Source organism: Lysinibacillus sp. BF-4 (assembly GCF_000743635.1).
Classification (GTDB): Bacteria; Bacillota; Bacilli; order Bacillales_A; family Planococcaceae; genus Metalysinibacillus; species Metalysinibacillus saudimassiliensis.
The window spans coordinates 59,804-79,755 of sequence record NZ_JPUW01000004.1 but is presented as its reverse complement, the minus strand read 5'-3'; the positions used below and the strand labels follow the sequence as shown (position 1 = coordinate 79,755).

The following is a 19,952-nucleotide window of genomic DNA, read 5'->3' as shown; positions in this document are numbered from 1 at the left end:
TCCCAGCCTCTTTTTTATATGGCTTTACGCGTAAATGACCACGTACCGAGTGCTAAAAATATCACAAAGCTACCTACTGTTACTAATAAGAACTGACTAAGTGGCACAAAAAAGAGACCACTGACATCATCTTGCATATACATCATAAAGAAAGGTTGTGCCCATGGATAAAGCGGCCCAAAACGCTCTGAGTTAATAGCTAAAATACTTGGCAATGTAAAAACAACATTAAGCGCAAAAACTAACGCAAAACTCTGCCACATCATTGCTGCCCACAGTTGCAATGCAATCATAGGTAATGTTGCTAACCAGCCGCCAATAATAAATTTACTAATGACTGCTACTGGAAACGGCTCAGTAAATTGATTAAATGTACCTGCACCGTACACTACTGCACCATAAAACAATTGGATGACAAGCACTAGCACAGCAATCACAAAAAATTTAGCAAAATAAATTTGGTAACGTTTAATAGGTAATGCAACAAGTTGCTTCCACCCGCCTGCTTGATGTTCATAACGGCAAACTAATCCAGCGAGGACGCCCGTCACTAAGGGCAAAAATAATAGCGCGTAGGTTAAATTCATAAAAAGCATGAGCATATACCAAGGGTTACCATCTTCAAGCGTTTTAATCATCGGATTGGCAATACCAATAATTAAAGATAATAATGGTCCAACTATAAGTAATCCTACAATACGCAGACGCTTTAGTTTAAACCACTCTGCTTGTATTAAACCTATCATTTATAACGCATCCTTTCGGTAAAAATCATACATGCCCATTATAAAAATCACGATGCCTGCACCAAGACCTAATGCGATATTAAGCGTTGGGTTAGGTAGGTATAGCCATGTCCACGGCATCCATTTAGGCATAGTAAATGCACTATACGTTAATAAAAACTGCACGACACCAACAGTAATTGGTACAGCTGGTGATTTACTTACAGCGCCTAACCACAACTGAAGCGCTAAAATTGGTAGCGCAGTAATGGCCGGTAATAATGTTTGTTTTAATAATTCGTTATAAGGCACACTTTGCTTAAAACCCATCGTACTTCCATATAAGTAAGTAAAGACGGCTAATAACACTGAAGCTAACGCTAAAAAGAAGGTAACGGTTATAAATTTAGCCGCGTATAAACCCTTTTTAGAAATAGGTAGTGCAAGCTGTTGCTTCCATGCATTTGTATCATCTTCAATACTCGTAATTTGGGTAGCTAAAATCGCAATGCCAAGTACAATTGAAATTGGAACAAAGCCTTGTACATTTAATAAAAAGTAAGACCAGTCATCTTCTGACAAAGAAAGTAGCCACTCCTTACGCACACCATAGTTAACCATCTGCATGGCAATTACACCAAACGCACCAATAAAACTAAGCAGCCAAAAGCCCTTGCCCTTAATTTTAGCGAACTCTGCCTGTAGCAAACGCATCATTTAGCATTCGCCTCCTCTAGCATTTGTAAGAAAATACGCTCTAGTGATTTACGATGTTCTTCGACACGGTATACATGCACACCCGCTTCGTATAATTGCATAAGCCCTCCTGCAATTTTGGCATCTGACATAAAAGGGAGGCACACATTTTCGCCTTGTATAACGCCACCAAGCAATTGCGTAGCATAGGCGTTATTGCTTGTACGTAAATGAAGCTCTGCCTGAGCAAGCTTACGCATTTCAGTAATGGCATTTTGATAAATTAGTTGCCCTTTAGCGATCACACCAATCGTTGTAGCAATTTGATCAATCTCTGCTAGTAAATGACTCGAAATAATAATCGTAATACCATCGTCCGCCAAATCTTTAATTAACGCGCGCATTTCAATAATGCCTTCTGGATCTAGCCCATTCGTTGGCTCATCTAAAATTAATAGTTGCGGTGCATGTAATAATGCTGCCGCAATACCAAGGCGTTGCTTCATACCTAACGAAAACCCCTTAACCTTTTTATCACGCACATGATCAAGGCGCACTAGCTTTAATACCGTCTCAATACGTGTTGGTGCCACACGCAACACCTTGCGCAATACTTCAAGGTTTTCGGCTGCTGTTAAATGTGGGTAGTAGGAAGGGTTTTCGACGAGCGAACCAACATTTTGCAAGATTTCGATGCGGTTGCTCGCTAAGTCCTTACCAAAAATTTTGACTGTGCCTGCTGTAGGTCGTGTAAGGCCTAACAACATCCGAATCGTTGTAGACTTCCCTGCTCCGTTTGGCCCCAAAAAGCCATAAATCTCGCCTTTACGAACTTGTAGATTAACGCCTGAAACGGCTGTATACTTTTGAAATTGTTTTGTTAATGCTGTTGTTTCGACAATCATTGTCATGTTCTTCACCTCAGTTTTAACTTTACAGGTTGAAGGTTAAAGCTAAGGTTTGTTTTGTTTAAAATTCGTTTAAAATAAAAAATCAGCCACTTATTTGTGACTGATTGTTGCGGTTGCACCTTGTGTAGTTGTTGTTAAAGTAAAGTCTAGTGACATCTTGCTCGTCATCAGCTCCACAATTGTTAAGCCAATCCCTGCTCCCTTTGTGACGGTTGTTTGCGCTCCCGTACCTTTATCACGAACCACAATGGCCTCTCGAGTTACGGTAATACTTACATATTGTCCTGCACTCGCATGGCGTAATACATTTTGTAAAATGTTATCTATTATACGTGTAAGCCATAAGCTATCAACTAACCACTCGGCTTTATCTAATGTTAGCTCAACTATAAATCCCGCGTCTTCAAACACAGGGTACCAGGAAGCAACGCTACGATTAACTAAGCGATCTACACGTTCAAGTTGCGGCTCAAAGCGCATTTTATTAGCTGTTAATAACGAGTAATCCATGAGATTTTCGAGCAATGTATCCATCATATCAATTGCATCATCAAGTTGTTTAGCCTGTGGTTGTGCAACATAGTGTAGCTGTGCACGCATTTTTGTTAATGGTGTTTTTAAATCATGTGATAGATTAGCAATTAACTCTCTGCGTAACTGTTCTTCTTCACGCTCACTTTGTTTAGCACTCCGTAACTCATCGACCATTTGGTTAAAGGCCTCTTCTACTGCGCCGATTTCGTCATGGTTTTTTACCTGTGTTTTAATGGGTAGCCCATCTACTTCACGCGTTGTCATCGCTTCTTCTAGATTAACTAGGCGGCGCACTGTACGCATGAAAAACCATGTGGATATGCCAAAAAATAATACAATCGCTCCCACTGCATAATAAAAGAAAGCACTCTCCATTGTTTTAGCCGCAAAAAAACTACGCTCTAACTGAAATACTAAAAAACCATTTGCCTCTTGGTCACCAATAAATTGTAAAATCGTAAAAATATCGCCACCATAATGAGTTTGTATAAAGCGCGTTGTGGTCATCGCGTCCCATTGCATAGGCAAATCTTCAGCACCATACCATTGTTGCACAAGCTTGCCATCTTGATTTACTTGAAAAAAACTAGCTTGAGGATAAGTGGCATGCCATTTGGCGATTAAATTAGGCACATCATCCACTTGAGCAGCTGTCACCTCTTTACGCCATTGCATTTCAATATCTGTTTGACTTGGCGTACCTTTACGCTCAAAGCTCGTACCTAGCATATAAATAAAGGTTAATAAATAAATTAACACGAGCGCTATCGCAAGCAATAACCAATACTTCATTAATAATGAGCGCAAAAATCGCTTCATGCGCGCACCCTATAACCAATGCCACGAATGGTTTCGATAATTAGCGGGGCAGATGGGTTTTTTTCGATTTTTTCGCGCAGATAACGGATATGTACCATCAGTGTTTTATCCCCATCCATATACGGCTCTTGCCAAACGGCTTCGTATAATTGTTCTTTCGTTAAAATTTGATTGAGGTGATTAGTAAAGTAGCGCAGTAAATTAGTTTGTGTTTGCGTCAGCATAATTTCCTCACCGTTTTCTTGGTTACGCACCTCAAAGTCCTTGGTATTAATGCTGATGTGATGAAGGGTTAATACCTCATCCATTTTATTAAATCGGCGTAGCAGTACTTCAATGCGTGCCATAATCTCCGCTGGCTGAAAGGGCTTTGTCACATAATCATCCGCTATACTCAAACCTTCTAATTTATCATCTAACATAGCGCGTGCAGATAATAAAATAATGGGTAGCTCATCGTAAGTACGTTTTAATTTACGTGCAATAGAAAAACCATCTAAACCAGGCAACATAATATCAAGCACTGCCACATCGGGTATAAATTGATCTCCGCTTTGCTCATAAACTTCATAAGAAGGGTAACTATAAACCATGTAGTGCTGTGCAAGCTCCGTTGTTAGCCACTGTGCAATTTGCGGTTCATCTTCAATGTATAATACGTTAATCACAACATCTCCTCCAATGCTTTTACTACGATAGGCAAGGTAGTAAAGCCATCACTTTGCATAAAATGGTTGCCTGTTTCTTGCGTAATAAATGTAGCATCAATACGTTTTGCTAACCGCTCACTACAGCTAAACGGTACAATACTATCATCTTTTGCCGCAATAATTGTACGCTTAGCTACAATCGTTTTAATGTGGGTATCATTAATAGGTAGCGCAAAATTATCAAGCTCAGCAAGGTGTGGGATTTTTTCGGCAAAGCCCGACACTAAAATAATGCCACCTAACGTTTGTTGTTGCATGGCGTAATGCAGTGTAGTTTGCGTGCCTAAACTATGCGCCACAATATACGTACCCTCATCTGCCTCACCAACCGCTTCGTTAATTGCTGCTAACCACTCCTCTAGTTGAGGTGCATGAGCATTAGGCAATTTAATAATTTCCGTTGGGATATGAGGGAATTGCTCCTTCAACCAAGGGAACCAGTGTTTTTCGGGGTAGGCATTATAGCCATGTATAATAAATAATCGTTTCATTTATATCGCCACCTTTTTATATACTATAAAATCACTAGGAATTAAAAACAACTATTTTTTACGAGGTGACCACTATGTTTATGATAATTATTTTTATTGTCCTCGCACTTTATCTCGCAGCCAATTACTTTGTTGCCTTACAATTTGCGACGATGTTTCCATCATTTGCGTTACTAAGCTATAGTATTGTGGCACTCCTAACACTTACGACACTCGCTACAATGCTTGTGCGTACAAAAAGTGTTGGCGCCTTTATTGGTAAGCTCGGTAACTATTGGATGGGGTTAGGCTTATTGGCATTTGTTATATTTGCGATTAGTAAGTTGCTACCCTTCCCTAGTTTTTATATTGCACTTAGCCTTACCCTACTCCTCTTTGGTTACGGGGTGTGGCATGCTAAACAAATCAAACTTACCAATTATGAAGTCACACTAAGTGCACCTACTGCTATCAAACACGCGGTACTCATTAATGATGTCCATCTTGGCTATATTATTGATGACAAGCATTTTGCTAAAATTGTTGCACGTGTCAATGCATTAGAGCCTGATGTCGTGTTAATTGCAGGTGATTTATTTGATAGTAATTTTGCGGCGATTAAACAACCTGATAAAATCGCTGCGTTATTAAATACCATTACAGCGCCTAGCTTTTTAATTTGGGGTAATCATGATGCAGGCGATACATTTGATGCAATGCGCGCATTCATTGCTACTACAAAGGTGACGCTCCTTGAGGATGAGGTCACAATAATCAATGGTCTACAACTTGTTGGGCGTAAAGACATCCACCCTATTGGGCAACAAGGTTTGCCGCGTGCCCCTATGCCCGCTCTACAAGCGATGCCAACCATTGTGCTTGACCATCAGCCATCTACAATCGATGACTACCACGATGTGGATTTAATTGTGTCTGGTCATACGCATAAGGGGCAACTATTTCCGTTTGGGCTAATCACAAAGAAACTCTTTACTGTTGATTATGGCTATAAGCGTTTACCTAGCGGTGTACAAGTCGTAGTATCCTCCGGGGTTGGCTTTTGGGGTCCACCAATGCGCATCGGTACAAAGAGTGAAATTGTTTCCTTAAAGCTCCAGTAAATACGCTATAATGAAAGTGTAATTTGAAAATTCTGATTTGCAAGGAGATGGGACGCATGTACGAAAATATTTTACGCCATCCTGGTCCAACGCCAATTCCAAAACGTGTTGAACTAGCGATGAATCAAAACATTATGAGCCATCGTAGCCCAGAGTTTGTGACGCTTTACCGTAATGTTACAGAGCGTGTGAAAATGGTCTTTGGTACAACTAACGAAGTACTACTATTACCAAGTGGCGGTACAGCTGCACTCGAAGCAGCTGCCGTTAATGTAGCTCAAGCAGGCGATGATGTTGTCGTAATTACAGTTGGCGCTTTTGGTGACTACTTTGTTGGGATTTGTGAGCAGTACGGCTTTAACGTACATAAGCTCGAAAAGCCTTGGGGTGAGGCTTGTACAGCACAGGAGCTTGCGGATTTTTTAGCACCACTTACTTCTATTAAGGCTGTCTTTATGACATACAACGAAACATCAACTGGCATTTTAAACCCTGTTGCGGAACTTGCAAAAGTGGTAAATGATACAACAGATGCACTTGTGATTGTTGATGGCGTAAGTGCCTTAGGTGGAGCACCTGCTGAAATGGATAATTGGGGTGTGGATATTTTAGTCACAGGCTCACAAAAGGCCATGATGCTTCCACCTGGGTTATCTTTTATTAGCTTAAGTGAACGCGCTTGGCAAGCTGTAGAAGCAAATCATACACAGGCGTATTATTTAAACCTTCAAAGCTATCGTAGTTGGGCACAAAAAGGCATGACGCCTAATACACCAACCGTTACGCTCATTTATGGCTTACAAGCTGTTTGTGATTTAATAGATGAAGAGGGCGGCTTTGCTAACACGGTTGCACGTCATGAACTAATGAAAGATATGACGCGTGCTGCAATGCGTGCACTCGATATTGAGTTACTAACAGAAGATGCTTACGCTTCACCAACAATTACAGCTATCAAAACACCAAAAGGATTAGATTTAGCTGAATTTTTAAGTACCTTAAAGCAAAATTACCACCTAGATTTTGCAGGCGGACTTGGCCCATTACAAGGCGAAATTTTCCGCTTTGGGCATATGGGCTATTGCTTCCCTAGCGATGTTTTACAGGCTGTTTCCTTAATGGAAGCTGCACTGCAAGACTTAGGCTATAACTTTACAGCAGGTACTGGTGTACTCGCTGCGCAACAAGTATTTTTAACAAAACGTTAAACGAAAAGAGGCGTCGCATATGCAACGCCTCTTTTGCTTATTCTAATTCAATTAATAAATCACCTGTGGAAATCGTGTCACCTGCTGTTGTATAAATTTCTTTCACTATACCATCTACTGGTGCTTGCACGGTTGTTTCCATCTTCATAGCCTCAGTAATTAATAAATGGTCGCCTCGGCTAACTTTAGCGCCTTTGGATACAACTACTTTTAAAATTGTACCTGGCATAGTCGCGCCAATTTGTTTTGGATTAGCTGGATCAGCTTTTACTGCTGCCGCATTATCTACTTCAACCGTCATATCTTGAATAATAATTTCACGCGATTGACCGTTTAATTCAAAGTACATCACACGCGTGCCATCATGCTGTGGCTCACCTACTGATACTAATTTAATAATAAGTGTTTTACCTTTTTCGATTTCAACCTCAACTTCCTCACCTAAACGTAAACCATAAAGGAAGGTTGGTGTATCTAACACTGAAAGGTCACTGTATTGATCAAATGTTTTAGTGTATTGCTCAAATACCTTAGGGTAAAGTGCGTACGCCAATAACTCTTGATTCGTTGGTGTGCGTCCTAAACGCTCATCTAATACATCTGCAAGTTGTTCAAAATTAACAGGCTCTAGTAAATCACCTGGTAAGTCTGTGATAGCTTCGCGGTCTTTTAAAATTAATGCTTGTAGTTCTTTTGGGAAACCACCATGTGGCTGCCCTAAATAGCCTTGGAAGAACTCAATTACTGAGTCAGGGAAGTCCATAGCAACGCCGCGCTCATAAATATTTTGTTCTGTTAAATCATTTTGCACCATAAATAATGCCATGTCCCCTACAACTTTTGATGACGGTGTTACTTTAACGACATCGCCAAACATTAGGTTAACTGTAGCGTACATGTCTTGCACTTCATCCCAACGTCCGCCAAGTCCTACTGCTTTTGCTTGTTGTTGTAAATTACTGTATTGACCACCAGGCATCTCGTGCTTATAAACATCTGCATGTGGCGCATTCATACCTGACTCAAAGTCAACATAATACTTACGCACATCGCCCCAATATGCAGACAGCTTTTGTAGCCCGTCAATATCCGCGCGCACCTTACGTTCATTACCTGCCATCGCATAGTACAGTGAGTTAGCACTTGGTTGTGAAGTTAAGCCTGCCATTGAGCCTACAGCTGTATCAATAATATCTACACCTGCATCAATTGCACGCGCATAAAGGAAGTTACCATTACCACTCGTATCATGCGTATGCAGATGGATTGGTAAGTCTGTAGCATCTTTCAACTCCGAAATTAAACGGTAAGCAGCTTCTGGCTTTAATAAGCCTGCCATATCTTTAATAGCTAAAATATGTGCACCTGTTTTTTCAAGCTCACGCGCCATGTCTTTATAGTAGTCAACGGTATATTTTGTTCGGCTTGGGTCTAAAATATCGCCTGTATAACAAATCGCTGCTTCGGCAATTTTGCCTTGTGCTCGTGTTTCATCAATGGCAACTTCCATCGCTTTAACCCAGTTTAATGAGTCAAAAATACGGAATACATCAATACCTGATTGCGCTGACTCTTTAATAAATTCACGGATCACATTGTTTGGGTAGTTTGAGTAACCTACTGCGTTACTACCACGGAACAACATTTGGAATAACACGTTTGGAATTTGCTTGCGTAGCTTTTCTAAGCGCGCCCATGGGTCTTCACTTAGGAAGCGGTAAGATACATCAAACGTTGCACCGCCCCACATTTCTAATGAGAAGAAGTTGTGCAGTAAATGACTTGTTTCATCTGCAATTTGGTATAAGTCCTGCGAGCGCACACGCGTCGCTAGTAAGGATTGGTGCGCATCACGGAATGTAGTATCTGTTAATAGCACATCACTTTGCGCCTTAATCCAATTTACTAAACCATCCGCACCTTGCTCATCTAAAATCTGTTTTGTGCCAAATGGTTTAAGGTCGGTAATAATTTTTGGTTTAACCGGGTGATCTAAAATTGGTTTTTTACGTTTTTCAATCCCTGGGAAGCCATTTAATGTAACATTGCCGATATAATTTAATAACTTCGTACCACGGTCTTTACGCTTTTCGATATTAAATAACTCTGGTGTTGTATCAATAAAACTTGTATTAAACTCACCTGATAGGAAGTTTTGTTGCGCCACGACATTGCTAAGGAACGGGATATTTGTTTTAACACCACGAATACGGAACTCACTTAAGTTACGTACCATCTTCGTCGCCGCTTCTTCAAATGTTGTACCCCATGTCGAAATTTTAACAAGTAATGAATCGTAGTGAGGTGTTACGACCGCACCTTGGAAGCCATTACCCGCATCTAATCGTACGCCAAAGCCACCGCTTGAACGGTATACCATTAACTTACCTGTATCAGGCATAAAATCATTTTGTGCATCTTCCGTTGTTACACGCGATTGAATAGCAAAGCCAAATAGCGGTACATCTTGTTGCTGTGGCATATTAATTTCTTTGCCATGTAACTCATAACCTTGTGCTACTTTAATTTGCGCATGCACAATATCAATGCCTGTAATCATTTCTGTAATCGTATGTTCAACTTGGATACGTGGGTTAACCTCGATGAAGTAAAATTCATCGCCTGCTACTAAAAACTCCACAGTACCCGCATTAATATAATTAATATTTTTCATTAGCTTAACAGCTGCATCACAAATACGCTGACGTAAATCTTTGCTAATAGAGTTTGATGGTGCAATCTCTACAACCTTTTGATGGCGACGTTGGATGGAGCAATCACGCTCATATAAATGCACAATATTGCCATGTGCATCACCAATAATTTGTACTTCAATATGCTTTGGTTCAACGATACATTTTTCAACATATACTTCATCCGAACCAAATGCCGCCTTTGCCTCTGACTTCGCACGCTCATATGAGGATGCAAGGTCTTCGATTTTTTGCACCATACGCATACCACGACCACCACCACCAAGTGATGCTTTAATCATCACTGGTAAGCCATTAGTATCCACAAAATCTTGTACTTCTTGTAAGCTCTCCACAGGACCATCTGTACCAGGGATAACAGGGATAGCTGCTGCAATTGCTTGCTCACGTGCTTTTACCTTGTCTCCGAACATGTCGAGTTGTTCTGATTTTGGTCCAATGAAAACAATTCCTTCTTCTTCGCAACGACGTGCAAAGTCTACGTTTTCAGATAAAAAGCCATAGCCCGGGTGAATCGCATCAACATTCGCTTCCTTCGCGATAGCTAAAATCCCTTCGATATCTAAATAAGCATCAATAGGCTTTTTACCTTTACCAACTAAATATGCTTCATCTGCCTTATAGCGATGGTACGAGCCGCTATCCTCGCTAGAATAGATTGCAACCGTTTTCATTTTCAGTTCGGTACATGCGCGAAATACGCGAATCGCAATCTCTCCTCGGTTTGCGACTAAAATCTTTTGAATCGTTGTCATTTCTTTACCCCCTATGGAATCATGAATGATAGTACATTACTTTGTAAAAATGTCATTATACAAATCGCAAGTAGTAGCCATAAGCTGTACTTGAGTGTGAAACGCAGTAATTCTGACTCACGCCCTACTAAGCCAACTGCCGCTGCTGCGACTGCAATGGATTGAGGCGAAATCATTTTACCTGTAACACCACCAGATGAGTTAGCCGCAAGTGCAAGCACTGGGTCCATACCAACTGAGCCTGCCGTAACCTGTTGCAATTTTGCAAATAATACATTGGCAGAAGTATCCGAACCAGTAATAAATACACCAAGCCAACCAAGCACTGGCGAAAAGAACGGGAAGAGCATTCCTGTTTTAGCTAATACTAAACCAAGCGTCGTCATCATGCCAGCAGCATTTGTCACATACGAATAACCTACGACAAAACATATCGTGAGTAACGGATATTTGATTTCGTTTACCGTACTAGCAAAAATACTGAAGAACATTGACCACTTTACTTTAAATAAAAACTTCGTTACAACTGCTGCAAGTAAAATCGCTGTCCCTGCTGCGCCTAAAATTTCGAGCTTATAAAGTGCTGGGATCGGCTCATTTGTTGCGCCGTTAATGACAAGGTTATGCAAGAAGGGAACCTCAGGATAAAATGTTAACCACTTACCTAGTACATTAACACCTTGTAGTACAATATTATCGCCCTCGTACGCACCAATCAATGCCTTTTTAATAACAGGAATACCCCAGAATGAGATAAACACGGTTAATACAATAAATGGTGACCACGCTAATGTAATCTTACCTGCACTGTATTTTTCTTCTTGTGCTGCAACCTCATCATCAGATGCAAAACGATAAATTGTTTTAGGTTGCCATACCTTCATAAATAATGCTAACGCAAATAATGATACTAATGCTGATAATACGTCTGGTAACTCAGGCCCTAAGAAGTTTGAGCTTAAAAATTGTGTAATCGCAAATGATACACCTGACACAATAACAGCTGGTAAAACTTCTAGTGTCTTCTTAAAACCTACCATAATCATAACTAAAATGAACGGAATAAACACAGCTAAAAATGGTAATTGACGTCCAACCATTTTAGAAATCTCCATTGCTGCAATACCTGTTGGGCCCTCCATTGCAGTAATTGGTACACCAATCGCACCAAAAGCAACAGGCGCTGTATTAGCAATTAAACAAAGTCCAGCCGCTGTTAATGGGTTAAAACCTAGCCCTACTAATAAGGCTGCCGAGATAGCTACGGGAGCACCAAATCCTGCTGCACCTTCTAAAAATGCGCCAAATGAAAACGCTACGAGTAATGCTTGAATGCGTCGATCTTCTGTAATGGACAGCACCGACGAACGAATAATATTAAATTGCCCCGTTTTGACTGTGATGTTGTACAAAAATACTGACGTTACAATAATCCAACCAATTGGTAGTAAACCATACACCGCGCCTTGTGTTGCGGACATCAATGCGGTCGCTACTGGCATTTGGTAAGCAAATACTGCTAATACTAACGCTACAAGTAAAGTTGTAAAACCTGCTACATAGCCTTTCATTTTTTTAATTGCTAATGCCCAAAAGAAATACAAAATCGGGATAATCGCTACTAATGCGGACAGCCAAAGGCTCCCTCCAACAGCTGTGAAATTCTGCGTAAAACTCATATTTTTCTCGCCCCTCTCATTTTCTTCTCTTTCCAACTCCCCCTCGCGAAGTCATCAGATGATTAGATGATATGATTATAGTTACTAAATTCTAAACATTCAATATATTTTTTAAAAATTCTCAAATTCCGTAATGATGTATAATAAAATGAATTAGTATGTAGTGAGGTGTAAGGATTGGCTTATAAAAAAATTAAAACCAAAAAAATTTACGAGGAAGTTGCAGACGTCTTACTCGAATCAATTACCTCTGGCAAATTACAGCCAGGCGATCGCCTAGACTCTGTGGAGCAATTAGCCGAGCAATTACAGGTGAGCCGCTCCGCTGTACGCGAGGCGCTTGCTGCTATCAAAGCAATGGGGCTAATTGAAATCAAGCAAGGCTCTGGCACATTTGTCATTGAGCCGCCCAAGCAAGATTTATTATTTCCCTTTGCCCCACAACTCAATAAAACTGATATTGAGCATTTACTTGAGATGCGCCAAATTTTAGAGATTGGCATTGCAGGCAAGGCTGCACAAAATCGTACGGCTGACGACCTTGCTGTGCTCAAAAATATTTTAACGAAGATGCAAAATACGCATGGTGACCACGAGCTAGGCGAAAGCACAGATTATAACTTTCACTCCGCCATCGCTCGCGCTACTCAAAATCCAATGCTTGAGCATTTATTAGCGCAAGTATCCGAAACTATGATTGATATTATGCGTGAAACACGACGCATTTGGCTGTACTCCGAAAAAACTACGACGGAGCAACTATTTGTACAACACAAAAATATTTACTTAGCTATACTCGCCCAAGACTCACTTGCAGCTGAAGATGCTATGCAATTTCACTTAGAAAATGTACGTGCTACTCTTATTCAACATATCGAGCAAAAATAACCTGATGCTATCACAGGTTATTTTTTTTGCCGAAAAACGCATTTTTTCACGCCCTGTGTAAAATTTTTTGAAAATTTCTTTCTTTTCGATTGTGGTTTGTAGTATGATGTTTTCAAAGTCATCTGATGACCTGTCGATTTGATAAAAGGAGTGACAGTGATGAAAGTAACGTTATTCGCTACTTGCTTAGTAGATATGTTTCAAGGCAATGTCGGTAAAGCAACAGTTGAGCTATTGGAGAAGCTTGGCTGTGAGGTTGATTTCCCTGAAGGACAAATTTGTTGTGGGCAACCTGCTTATAATAGCGGCTATGTAGAAGAAACAAAAAAAGCAATGAAGAAAATGATTACCACATTTGAGCATGCGGAGTATGTTGTTTCGCCGTCAGGCTCATGCGCTTATATGTTTACCGAGTACCCACACGTATTTAAAGACGATGCAGTTTGGCATCCAAAGGCGCAGGCACTCGCGGATAAAACGTATGAGCTAACGGATTTTATTGTGAATGTTTTAAACATTGTAGACGTGGGCGCTAAACTAGACGGCACTGCTACATACCATAGCTCTTGTCATATGACGCGCCTACTTGGCGTTAAAAATCCTCCGCTTCAGCTGTTGCAAGCTGTTGAAGGACTTACGTATATCGAAATGCCAGACAAAGATCGTTGTTGCGGCTTTGGCGGTACGTTTTCAGTTAAGATGGGTGACATCTCAGGACAAATGGTAGACGAAAAAGTATGTACAGCTGAAGAAACAAGCGCTGATTATTTAATTGGTGCAGACGCAGGTTGTTTAATTAATATTGGTGGACGTATTACACGTGAGGGCAAGCCTATTAAAGTTATGCATATCGCTGAAGTATTAAATAATAGCTAAGGAGGTCGTACAATGTCGATGAAAACGAGTGATAAACAATTTAAAGAGCGTGTAACAGAAAATCTCGCTGATGATTTTATGCGCGGAGCGGTTTCTTCTGCACAGCAACGCTTTCAAACACGCCGCTTAGGCGCAGCTGAAGAGTTAGGCAACTGGGAAGACTGGCGCTCACACGGTGAGGAAATCCGTCAACATGTGTTGGCTAACCTTGATTATTATTTATATGAGCTGAGCGAAAACGTGGCTAAGCGCGGTGGGCATGTTTACTTTGCCGAAACAAAAGAGCAAGCTGCAAGCTATATTCAAGATGTAGCCAAAAAGAAAAACGCCAAAAAAATCGTTAAATCAAAATCAATGGTGACAGAGGAAATTCATATGAATGCGGCACTAGAAGCAGTAGGCTGTGAAGTAATCGAAACTGACCTTGGTGAATATATTTTACAAGTGGATGACCATGAACCACCGTCACATATTGTCGTACCTGCTCTACACAAAAACAAAGAGCAAATCCGCGATGTGTTTAAAGAAAAACAAGGTTATACAAAATCTTCATTACCTGAGGAGCTAGCACTTCACGCGCGTGAGCAACTGCGTCAAGATTATTTAACTGCAGACATTGGCATTACAGGATGTAACTTTGCGATTGCTGAGAGCGGCTCAATTACACTTGTCACAAACGAGGGCAATGCTGACTTAGTTGCGGCATTACCTAAAACACAAATTACCGTAATGGGCATGGAGCGTATTGTACCAACGTTTGCAGAGATGGAAGTACTCGTTAGTTTATTAACGCGCAGTGCTGTAGGGCAAAAGCTAACAAGCTATATTACAACCTTAACAGGCACGCGTGATGAGGGCGATGTAGATGGCCCTGAAGAGTTTCATTTAGTTATTGTAGACAATGGGCGCTCTGATATTTTAGGTGGCGAATTCCAATCGATTTTACAATGTATTCGCTGTGCAGCTTGTGTAAATGTTTGCCCTGTTTACCGCCATGTTGGCGGTCACTCTTATGGCTCGATTTACTCTGGTCCTGTTGGGGCTGTACTCTCACCACTGCTTGGTGGCTACGAAGATTATAAAGAATTACCGTATGCCTCAACACTTTGTGGAGCTTGTACAGATGCTTGCCCTGTAAAAATTCCGCTTCACCAACTATTACATCAACACCGTCAAGTCATTGTCGAAAATGAAGGCAAAGCACCAATATCTGAAAAAGTGATGATGAAGGCATTTGGTTTTGGTGCTGCGTCAAGCGGACTTTATGGTATGGCAAATAAAATGGCGGCACCGCTCATGTCACCATTTACTAAGGGCGACACGATTAAAAAGGGTCCAGGTCCGCTCAAGGCTTGGACAGAAGAACGTGACTTCCCTGCGCCAAACAAAGAAAGCTTCCGCGGCTGGATGAAAAACCGCTCGAAAGGAGAGAAGTAATCATGATCGAAAATCGCAATGAATTTTTAAGTAAAATCGCCAAACAGCTCGGACGACCACAACCTACTTCTCGCCCTGAGCGTAATTTTTCGTTTGGGCCACAGCACCAAGTATTAGCAAACGCTACGCAGGAGGAACTCGTTGATGTTTTAGTAGAGCAATGTAAAAACATTCATACAAAAGCAATTACCACAACGACTGCTGATCTAGTAGCTACCCTACAGCAAGTCGTGACTGACTATAAAGCTACCTCTGTCATTACTTCGACAGACCAACGCTTTGCAGACTTTGGCGTCCTGCCACTTATTACAGAACACTGGCCACAACAAGAGATTGCTACCCATCAATGGCAAGAGCGTTGTGGCCAGGATAATATCACGTTTGCTGAACGCGCGGACGTTGGTATTATGGTAAGTGAAATGACACTTGCCGAATCAGGTACAGCTGTATTGTTTAGCGATAAAGATAAGGGCCGCTCGATTAGTTTTCTACCCCAAAACTCAATCATCCTTATCCCAAAAAGCACAATCGTACCACGTATGACACAGGCTGCCGCTACTATCAGCGCAATGATTGAGCGCGGTGAGCAAGTTGCGTCATGCGTAAACTTCATTACAGGCCCAAGTAACTCTGCTGACATCGAAATGATCTTAGTAGTTGGCGTACATGGTCCTATTAAAATGACGTACATTATCATTGAAGATCAATAAACAAGCTAACTCCCCTTATTGTTTAACCTTAGATCAGCATAATGAACGTAAAAAAAGCACCCGTAACGGTGCTTTTTTTAATTGGCATAAAAGGTAACTAGTGTTTCGTTAATACTATGGGCTACACTCGTAAAACCTGCTGCCTGCAATAACATTGTCATTTCCTCAATGCCATACCACGCTAATATAAAACGCGATAACTCTGTTTGAACGAGCGTACCTTGCTCTAGCTTTTCGTAGCGATGCAATGCTACAGTTTGTTGCTTAACCCAGTCCATTTCGAGTGAGGTACTAGTAAATAATATACCTGTCTGTTCAGCAAGTGGCAGTGTACGCTGATATACCTCACCTACTGTAAAATCTTGCGGCAAAATAATATCCACAATTAATGTCCCATTTTCTGATAAATGGGCGTGAAAAGCTTGTAAAACAGCTACCACTTGTTGTCTCGGTAGTAAACAAAAGCTACCTGTTGGCATAATAATGGCATCGTATTTTGTGGATAACTTAAGCTTAGTTAAATCTTGTAGCTGTACGTTAGCTGTCAACCCGTATAGCGCTAAGTTTTTTGGCATTGCGCAAGCATTTGTGTAGAGTTATCCACACTTTCAACATCAAAACCTGCTTGCAGTAGTGGGATTAGCATACGCCCTGTACCAACACCTGCTTCTAAAACCTTCCCTTTGATTGCGCTAAGGTAGTTTTTATAGGCGGTAATATCACCATCCAACTCTGTGCCAACAGGCTTCGTTTTTTCATAAAAAATTGTACTTAGTTCTCCGTATTCAATAAACATCTGTCTTCCGCCTAGTTTGCATTTAAGCTAGCGTGGTAAAAATAAATGAGGTGATTGTTATGAAAAACTATCAACACGCGCTTTTATTTTATCACACCAAATCTGGACAAACGGAAATCCATGACACATTAGGTCAGGCAACTGCCTACCTCTCACAATTTTGCCAAACGCTTACCTTACATCAAACAACGCAAGCAGGCGATATCGAAAAGCACTGTAGTCAGCTAAGTGCGGATATTGATTTATTAATTTCATTGGGTGGCGATGGTACAGCTAATGAGTTAATTAATGGCGTAGTGAAAAATGAGCTAGACATAGCGCTCGCTATTTTACCAGGCGGCACTTTTAACGACTTTACGCGTACATTACAGTTAGCACCAAATGTAGCTACTGCAGCCGAGCAATTAACGACAGCACAAGAGGTTTACTATGATGTGTTAAAAATTAATGAGCATTACGCCCTTAACTTTGTAGGACTTGGGTTTATGGTGCAAAATGCCGAAAATGTAGATGCGGATGCAAAAAGTACTATTGGTAAATTTAGCTATGTACTTTCTACACTTAAAACACTCGGTGAAGAAAATGATTTTACCTACAACTTAACAGTAGACGGCAAATCCTATGAAGGCGAAACCTTTATGATGATGATTGCGAGTGGATTATTTATTGGCGGTAATCGCTTGCCCCTCACAGATTTAAGCCCAAGCGATGGTGTACTCAATGCTTTTATTTTTAACACTAAAACATTAGGTACCTTGCGTGACTTCTTTACACCTAAAGACAGCTTTGACTGGGGCGAGCTTGGTCAAAATATTACGGTACTAAGTGGTAAACACTTTACAGTTACTACTACACCACCCCAAACGTTAGATATTGATGGCGAAATTATATTACAAACACCTATAGAAGTTAGCGTATTGCCAAAGCGCGTACGCATTCTCACAAATAAAACCACCTAGCTAGGTGGTTTTTGTGTTAGCCATTCGTTACAACTAAAAATATACAAGGCGCTGCCGTATCATTACGCCAATAGTGTGGGCGCATAGAGCTATAAAAGCTAGACTGTCCAGCTGTTAGCACAAAACGCTCATCATCTAACGTAATACACAGCTCCCCTTCTAATACATAAATAAACTCATGCCCCGCATGCTGAATGTCTTGCCCGCGGTTTTCAAATGGCTTTAACATCACTTTTAATGGTTTAAAGCTCGCATCTAACACAGGACCTGATAAGTCCTCATATGTAAATGGTAATACCTCACCTTGCTCCTCGCCACCACTAAAGAAAGCGCTTGGATGAATATGTAAAGCATCTGCGATTTTTCGTAGCGTTTCTAATGTAGCACTGCTTTTATTTAACTCTACTTGTGATAAAAAACTGATAGACACCCCCGTTTTTTCTGATAGCTCTTTTAACGTCATTTTCTCTCTTTTACGTATATTTCGTACCTTCTGTCCCAATGAATCTTCCAACAAACTTCACCTCACCTATTTACCATTATACAAAATATTATCCAAATAATAATTGACAGATTATTTAATATTATTATACAGTGTAATAAATTAAAGTAATACTTCAATTTTAACATAGGGGTGAAAGTATGGACAAAAAGCAAGAGCGTAAAATATGGATAGCAAGTTTAGTTGGTAGTTCAATTGAATGGTTTGATTATTTCCTATACGCCACAGTTGCGGGTTTAGTATTTAACCAAGTTTTCTTTGTTGCAGATGACCCAACCGTCGGCTTATTACTTTCGTATGCATCACTAGCACTAGCTTTCTTTATACGTCCGTTTGGTGGTATTATCTTTAGCCATATTGGGGATAAAATTGGGCGGAAGAAAACTTTAATCATTACACTAAGCTTAATGGGTGGGGCTACATTTTTAATGGGGCTACTACCTACCTATCAAGCCATTGGCGTAGCAGCGCCGATCTTATTAGTTACACTTCGTTTAATCCAAGGCTTAGGCATTGGCGGCGAATGGGGCGGCGCGTTGTTACTCGCTTATGAGTACGCACCACCAGAAAAACGCGGATTGTATGGTTCTATCCCACAAATGGGTGTAACCATTGGCATGTTTTTAGGTACAGGTGCACTTACTTTTATTACGTCTGTTGTTTCGCAAGAGGCCTTTGTGTCATGGGGATGGCGTGTTCCATTTATCTTAAGCGCAGTACTTGTGCTATTTGGTTTTTGGATTCGTAAAGGCATTGACGAAACACCCGACTTTAAAGCCATGCAAGAGTCTGGTGATGTTGTAAATATCCCACTCGTAGAAACAATTAAAACACACTGGCGTGAAGTATTAATTGCGATTGGCGCAAAGTTTGTAGAAACCGCACCATTTTATATTTTTGGGACGTTTGTTATTTCGTACGCGCCAAAATATTTAGGCTTTACGTATACCGAAACATTAATTGCTGTTATGATCGCAACCGTTATCACTACCATCTTAATCCCAATTATGGGAAGCTTATCAGATAAGGTAGGGCGCAAAAAAATGTACATTTACGGTACACTTGCGATGTTTTTATATGCCTTTCCATACTTTTGGATTTTACATCAAGGCACGTTTATTGCACTGCTGATCTCGACAATCATTGGGCTAGGTATTATTTGGGCTCCTATTACAGCAGTGTTAGGTACAATGTTCTCGGAAATCTTTGATGCAAAAATTCGTTATACAGGTATCACACTAGGCTACCAAATTGGCGCTGCCGTTGCAGGTGGTACAGCACCACTTGTTGCAACCGCGCTACTCGTTAAATTTAATGACTCTTGGGTACCAATCGCACTTTATATTATGCTGACGGCTGTGATTTCATTAATATCTGTTATCGCCATTCGTAGCTTAAATAAAGAGCAAGTAACAGAAATTGAAATTATTGAGGAGTGGTAA

19 protein-coding genes are annotated in these 19,952 nt (G+C 40.7%); 8 read left to right on the top strand and 11 right to left on the bottom strand.

Translation table 11 applies throughout. The annotated features are described in order from the left end of the window. Positions 1 to 14 precede the first annotated feature (14 nt). The 6 genes from CH76_RS03570 to CH76_RS03545 form a co-directional block, all read right to left on the bottom strand. Positions 15 to 746: an ABC transporter permease gene (locus CH76_RS03570; RefSeq protein ID WP_036143051.1), complete on the bottom strand. Its 732-nt coding sequence runs from the start codon at positions 744 to 746 to the stop codon at positions 15 to 17. Beyond that, positions 747 to 1,442, bottom strand: a complete 696-nt coding sequence (locus CH76_RS03565; protein WP_036143049.1) for an ABC transporter permease — start codon at positions 1,440 to 1,442, stop codon at positions 747 to 749. It abuts the gene before it with no gap. After that, the gene (locus CH76_RS03560; protein WP_036143047.1) at positions 1,439 to 2,332 is read right to left on the bottom strand and encodes an ABC transporter ATP-binding protein; all 894 of its coding nucleotides are present in this window, start codon (positions 2,330 to 2,332) and stop codon (positions 1,439 to 1,441) included. The genes CH76_RS03565 and CH76_RS03560 overlap by 4 nt, the downstream gene beginning before the upstream one ends. A gap of 90 nt (positions 2,333 to 2,422) precedes the next feature. Beyond that, positions 2,423 to 3,685 carry a HAMP domain-containing sensor histidine kinase gene (locus CH76_RS03555; RefSeq protein ID WP_036143045.1) on the bottom strand — a complete coding sequence of 421 codons (1,263 nt, stop codon included), beginning with the start codon at positions 3,683 to 3,685 and terminating at the stop codon, positions 2,423 to 2,425. Further along, the gene (locus CH76_RS03550; protein WP_036143040.1) at positions 3,682 to 4,353 is read right to left on the bottom strand and encodes a response regulator transcription factor; all 672 of its coding nucleotides are present in this window, start codon (positions 4,351 to 4,353) and stop codon (positions 3,682 to 3,684) included. Before CH76_RS03550 ends, CH76_RS03555 begins: the two co-directional genes overlap by 4 nt. Beyond that, positions 4,350 to 4,886 carry an alpha/beta hydrolase gene (locus tag CH76_RS03545; protein WP_036143038.1) on the bottom strand — a complete coding sequence of 179 codons (537 nt, stop codon included), beginning with the start codon at positions 4,884 to 4,886 and terminating at the stop codon, positions 4,350 to 4,352. The genes CH76_RS03550 and CH76_RS03545 overlap by 4 nt, the downstream gene beginning before the upstream one ends. A gap of 74 nt (positions 4,887 to 4,960) precedes the next feature. Between CH76_RS03545 and CH76_RS03540 the strand changes: the two genes are divergently transcribed. Beyond that, the gene (locus CH76_RS03540) at positions 4,961 to 5,986 is read left to right on the top strand and encodes a metallophosphoesterase (RefSeq protein ID WP_036143036.1); all 1,026 of its coding nucleotides are present in this window, start codon (positions 4,961 to 4,963) and stop codon (positions 5,984 to 5,986) included. A gap of 56 nt (positions 5,987 to 6,042) precedes the next feature. Further along, the gene (locus tag CH76_RS03535) at positions 6,043 to 7,194 is read left to right on the top strand and encodes an alanine--glyoxylate aminotransferase family protein (RefSeq protein WP_036143032.1); all 1,152 of its coding nucleotides are present in this window, start codon (positions 6,043 to 6,045) and stop codon (positions 7,192 to 7,194) included. A 37-nt stretch (positions 7,195 to 7,231) separates the two neighbouring features. Here CH76_RS03535 and pyc read toward each other — a convergent pair whose 3' ends face one another. Together pyc and CH76_RS03525 are read right to left on the bottom strand one after the other, a co-directional pair. Continuing rightward, a complete protein-coding gene (gene pyc, locus CH76_RS03530) occupies positions 7,232 to 10,663 on the bottom strand; it encodes a pyruvate carboxylase (protein ID WP_036143030.1) in 3,432 nt (1,143 codons plus the stop codon). An 11-nt stretch (positions 10,664 to 10,674) separates the two neighbouring features. After that, complete coding sequence (locus CH76_RS03525) at positions 10,675 to 12,342, bottom strand: L-lactate permease (protein WP_036143028.1); 1,668 nt, start codon at positions 12,340 to 12,342, stop codon at positions 10,675 to 10,677. A 177-nt stretch (positions 12,343 to 12,519) separates the two neighbouring features. On the opposite strand from CH76_RS03525, the gene CH76_RS03520 reads away from it, so the two are divergent. From CH76_RS03520 to CH76_RS03505, 4 genes are all read left to right on the top strand, one after another. Next, positions 12,520 to 13,230 carry a FadR/GntR family transcriptional regulator gene (locus CH76_RS03520; RefSeq protein WP_036143025.1) on the top strand — a complete coding sequence of 237 codons (711 nt, stop codon included), beginning with the start codon at positions 12,520 to 12,522 and terminating at the stop codon, positions 13,228 to 13,230. A 159-nt stretch (positions 13,231 to 13,389) separates the two neighbouring features. Further along, positions 13,390 to 14,106, top strand: coding sequence for a (Fe-S)-binding protein (locus CH76_RS03515; protein WP_036143023.1), 717 nt, complete (start codon positions 13,390 to 13,392; stop codon positions 14,104 to 14,106). A gap of 12 nt (positions 14,107 to 14,118) precedes the next feature. Next, complete coding sequence (locus tag CH76_RS03510) at positions 14,119 to 15,543, top strand: LutB/LldF family L-lactate oxidation iron-sulfur protein (RefSeq protein WP_036143019.1); 1,425 nt, start codon at positions 14,119 to 14,121, stop codon at positions 15,541 to 15,543. A gap of 2 nt (positions 15,544 to 15,545) precedes the next feature. Further along, a complete protein-coding gene (locus tag CH76_RS03505; RefSeq protein WP_036143016.1) occupies positions 15,546 to 16,253 on the top strand; it encodes a lactate utilization protein C in 708 nt (235 codons plus the stop codon). Between the two features lie 77 nt (positions 16,254 to 16,330). Here the strand turns inward: CH76_RS03505 and CH76_RS03500 are convergent, their stop codons facing one another. Together CH76_RS03500 and CH76_RS13445 are read right to left on the bottom strand one after the other, a co-directional pair. Further along, a complete protein-coding gene (locus tag CH76_RS03500; RefSeq protein WP_051910211.1) occupies positions 16,331 to 16,828 on the bottom strand; it encodes a hypothetical protein in 498 nt (165 codons plus the stop codon). After that, a complete protein-coding gene (locus tag CH76_RS13445; protein ID WP_051910209.1) occupies positions 16,813 to 17,049 on the bottom strand; it encodes a bifunctional 2-polyprenyl-6-hydroxyphenol methylase/3-demethylubiquinol 3-O-methyltransferase UbiG in 237 nt (78 codons plus the stop codon). The genes CH76_RS03500 and CH76_RS13445 overlap by 16 nt, the downstream gene beginning before the upstream one ends. A gap of 59 nt (positions 17,050 to 17,108) precedes the next feature. On the opposite strand from CH76_RS13445, the gene CH76_RS03495 reads away from it, so the two are divergent. Further along, positions 17,109 to 18,008 (top strand): diacylglycerol kinase family protein, encoded by a 900-nt coding sequence (locus tag CH76_RS03495; protein WP_036143013.1) that lies wholly within the window; start codon positions 17,109 to 17,111, stop codon positions 18,006 to 18,008. Positions 18,009 to 18,024: 16 nt separating this feature from the next. Here the strand turns inward: CH76_RS03495 and CH76_RS03490 are convergent, their stop codons facing one another. Further along, positions 18,025 to 18,522: a helix-turn-helix domain-containing protein gene (locus CH76_RS03490; protein ID WP_036143010.1), complete on the bottom strand. Its 498-nt coding sequence runs from the start codon at positions 18,520 to 18,522 to the stop codon at positions 18,025 to 18,027. 128 nt (positions 18,523 to 18,650) lie between these two features. On the opposite strand from CH76_RS03490, the gene CH76_RS03485 reads away from it, so the two are divergent. Then, the gene (locus CH76_RS03485; RefSeq protein ID WP_036143007.1) at positions 18,651 to 19,952 is read left to right on the top strand and encodes an MFS transporter; all 1,302 of its coding nucleotides are present in this window, start codon (positions 18,651 to 18,653) and stop codon (positions 19,950 to 19,952) included.

Bases quoted from the DNA above. Each gene is read 5' to 3' on its own strand.
- CH76_RS03525 (WP_036143028.1), bottom strand. From the start codon at position 12,342: ATGAGTTTTACGCAGAATTTCACAGCTGTTGGAGGGAGCCTTTGGCTG.
- CH76_RS03505 (WP_036143016.1), top strand. From the start codon at position 15,546: ATGATCGAAAATCGCAATGAATTTTTAAGTAAAATCGCCAAACAGCTC.
- CH76_RS03545 (WP_036143038.1), bottom strand. From the start codon at position 4,886: ATGAAACGATTATTTATTATACATGGCTATAATGCCTACCCCGAAAAA.
- CH76_RS03565 (WP_036143049.1), bottom strand. From the start codon at position 1,442: ATGATGCGTTTGCTACAGGCAGAGTTCGCTAAAATTAAGGGCAAGGGC.
- CH76_RS03485 (WP_036143007.1), top strand. From the start codon at position 18,651: ATGGACAAAAAGCAAGAGCGTAAAATATGGATAGCAAGTTTAGTTGGT.
- CH76_RS13445 (WP_051910209.1), bottom strand. From the start codon at position 17,049: ATGTTTATTGAATACGGAGAACTAAGTACAATTTTTTATGAAAAAACG.
- CH76_RS03535 (WP_036143032.1), top strand. From the start codon at position 6,043: ATGTACGAAAATATTTTACGCCATCCTGGTCCAACGCCAATTCCAAAA.
- CH76_RS03510 (WP_036143019.1), top strand. From the start codon at position 14,119: ATGTCGATGAAAACGAGTGATAAACAATTTAAAGAGCGTGTAACAGAA.
- CH76_RS03500 (WP_051910211.1), bottom strand. From the start codon at position 16,828: ATGCCAAAAAACTTAGCGCTATACGGGTTGACAGCTAACGTACAGCTA.
- CH76_RS03560 (WP_036143047.1), bottom strand. From the start codon at position 2,332: ATGACAATGATTGTCGAAACAACAGCATTAACAAAACAATTTCAAAAG.
- CH76_RS03570 (WP_036143051.1), bottom strand. From the start codon at position 746: ATGATAGGTTTAATACAAGCAGAGTGGTTTAAACTAAAGCGTCTGCGT.
- pyc (WP_036143030.1), bottom strand. From the start codon at position 10,663: ATGACAACGATTCAAAAGATTTTAGTCGCAAACCGAGGAGAGATTGCG.
- CH76_RS03495 (WP_036143013.1), top strand. From the start codon at position 17,109: ATGAAAAACTATCAACACGCGCTTTTATTTTATCACACCAAATCTGGA.
- CH76_RS03555 (WP_036143045.1), bottom strand. From the start codon at position 3,685: ATGAAGCGATTTTTGCGCTCATTATTAATGAAGTATTGGTTATTGCTT.
- CH76_RS03540 (WP_036143036.1), top strand. From the start codon at position 4,961: ATGTTTATGATAATTATTTTTATTGTCCTCGCACTTTATCTCGCAGCC.
- CH76_RS03515 (WP_036143023.1), top strand. From the start codon at position 13,390: ATGAAAGTAACGTTATTCGCTACTTGCTTAGTAGATATGTTTCAAGGC.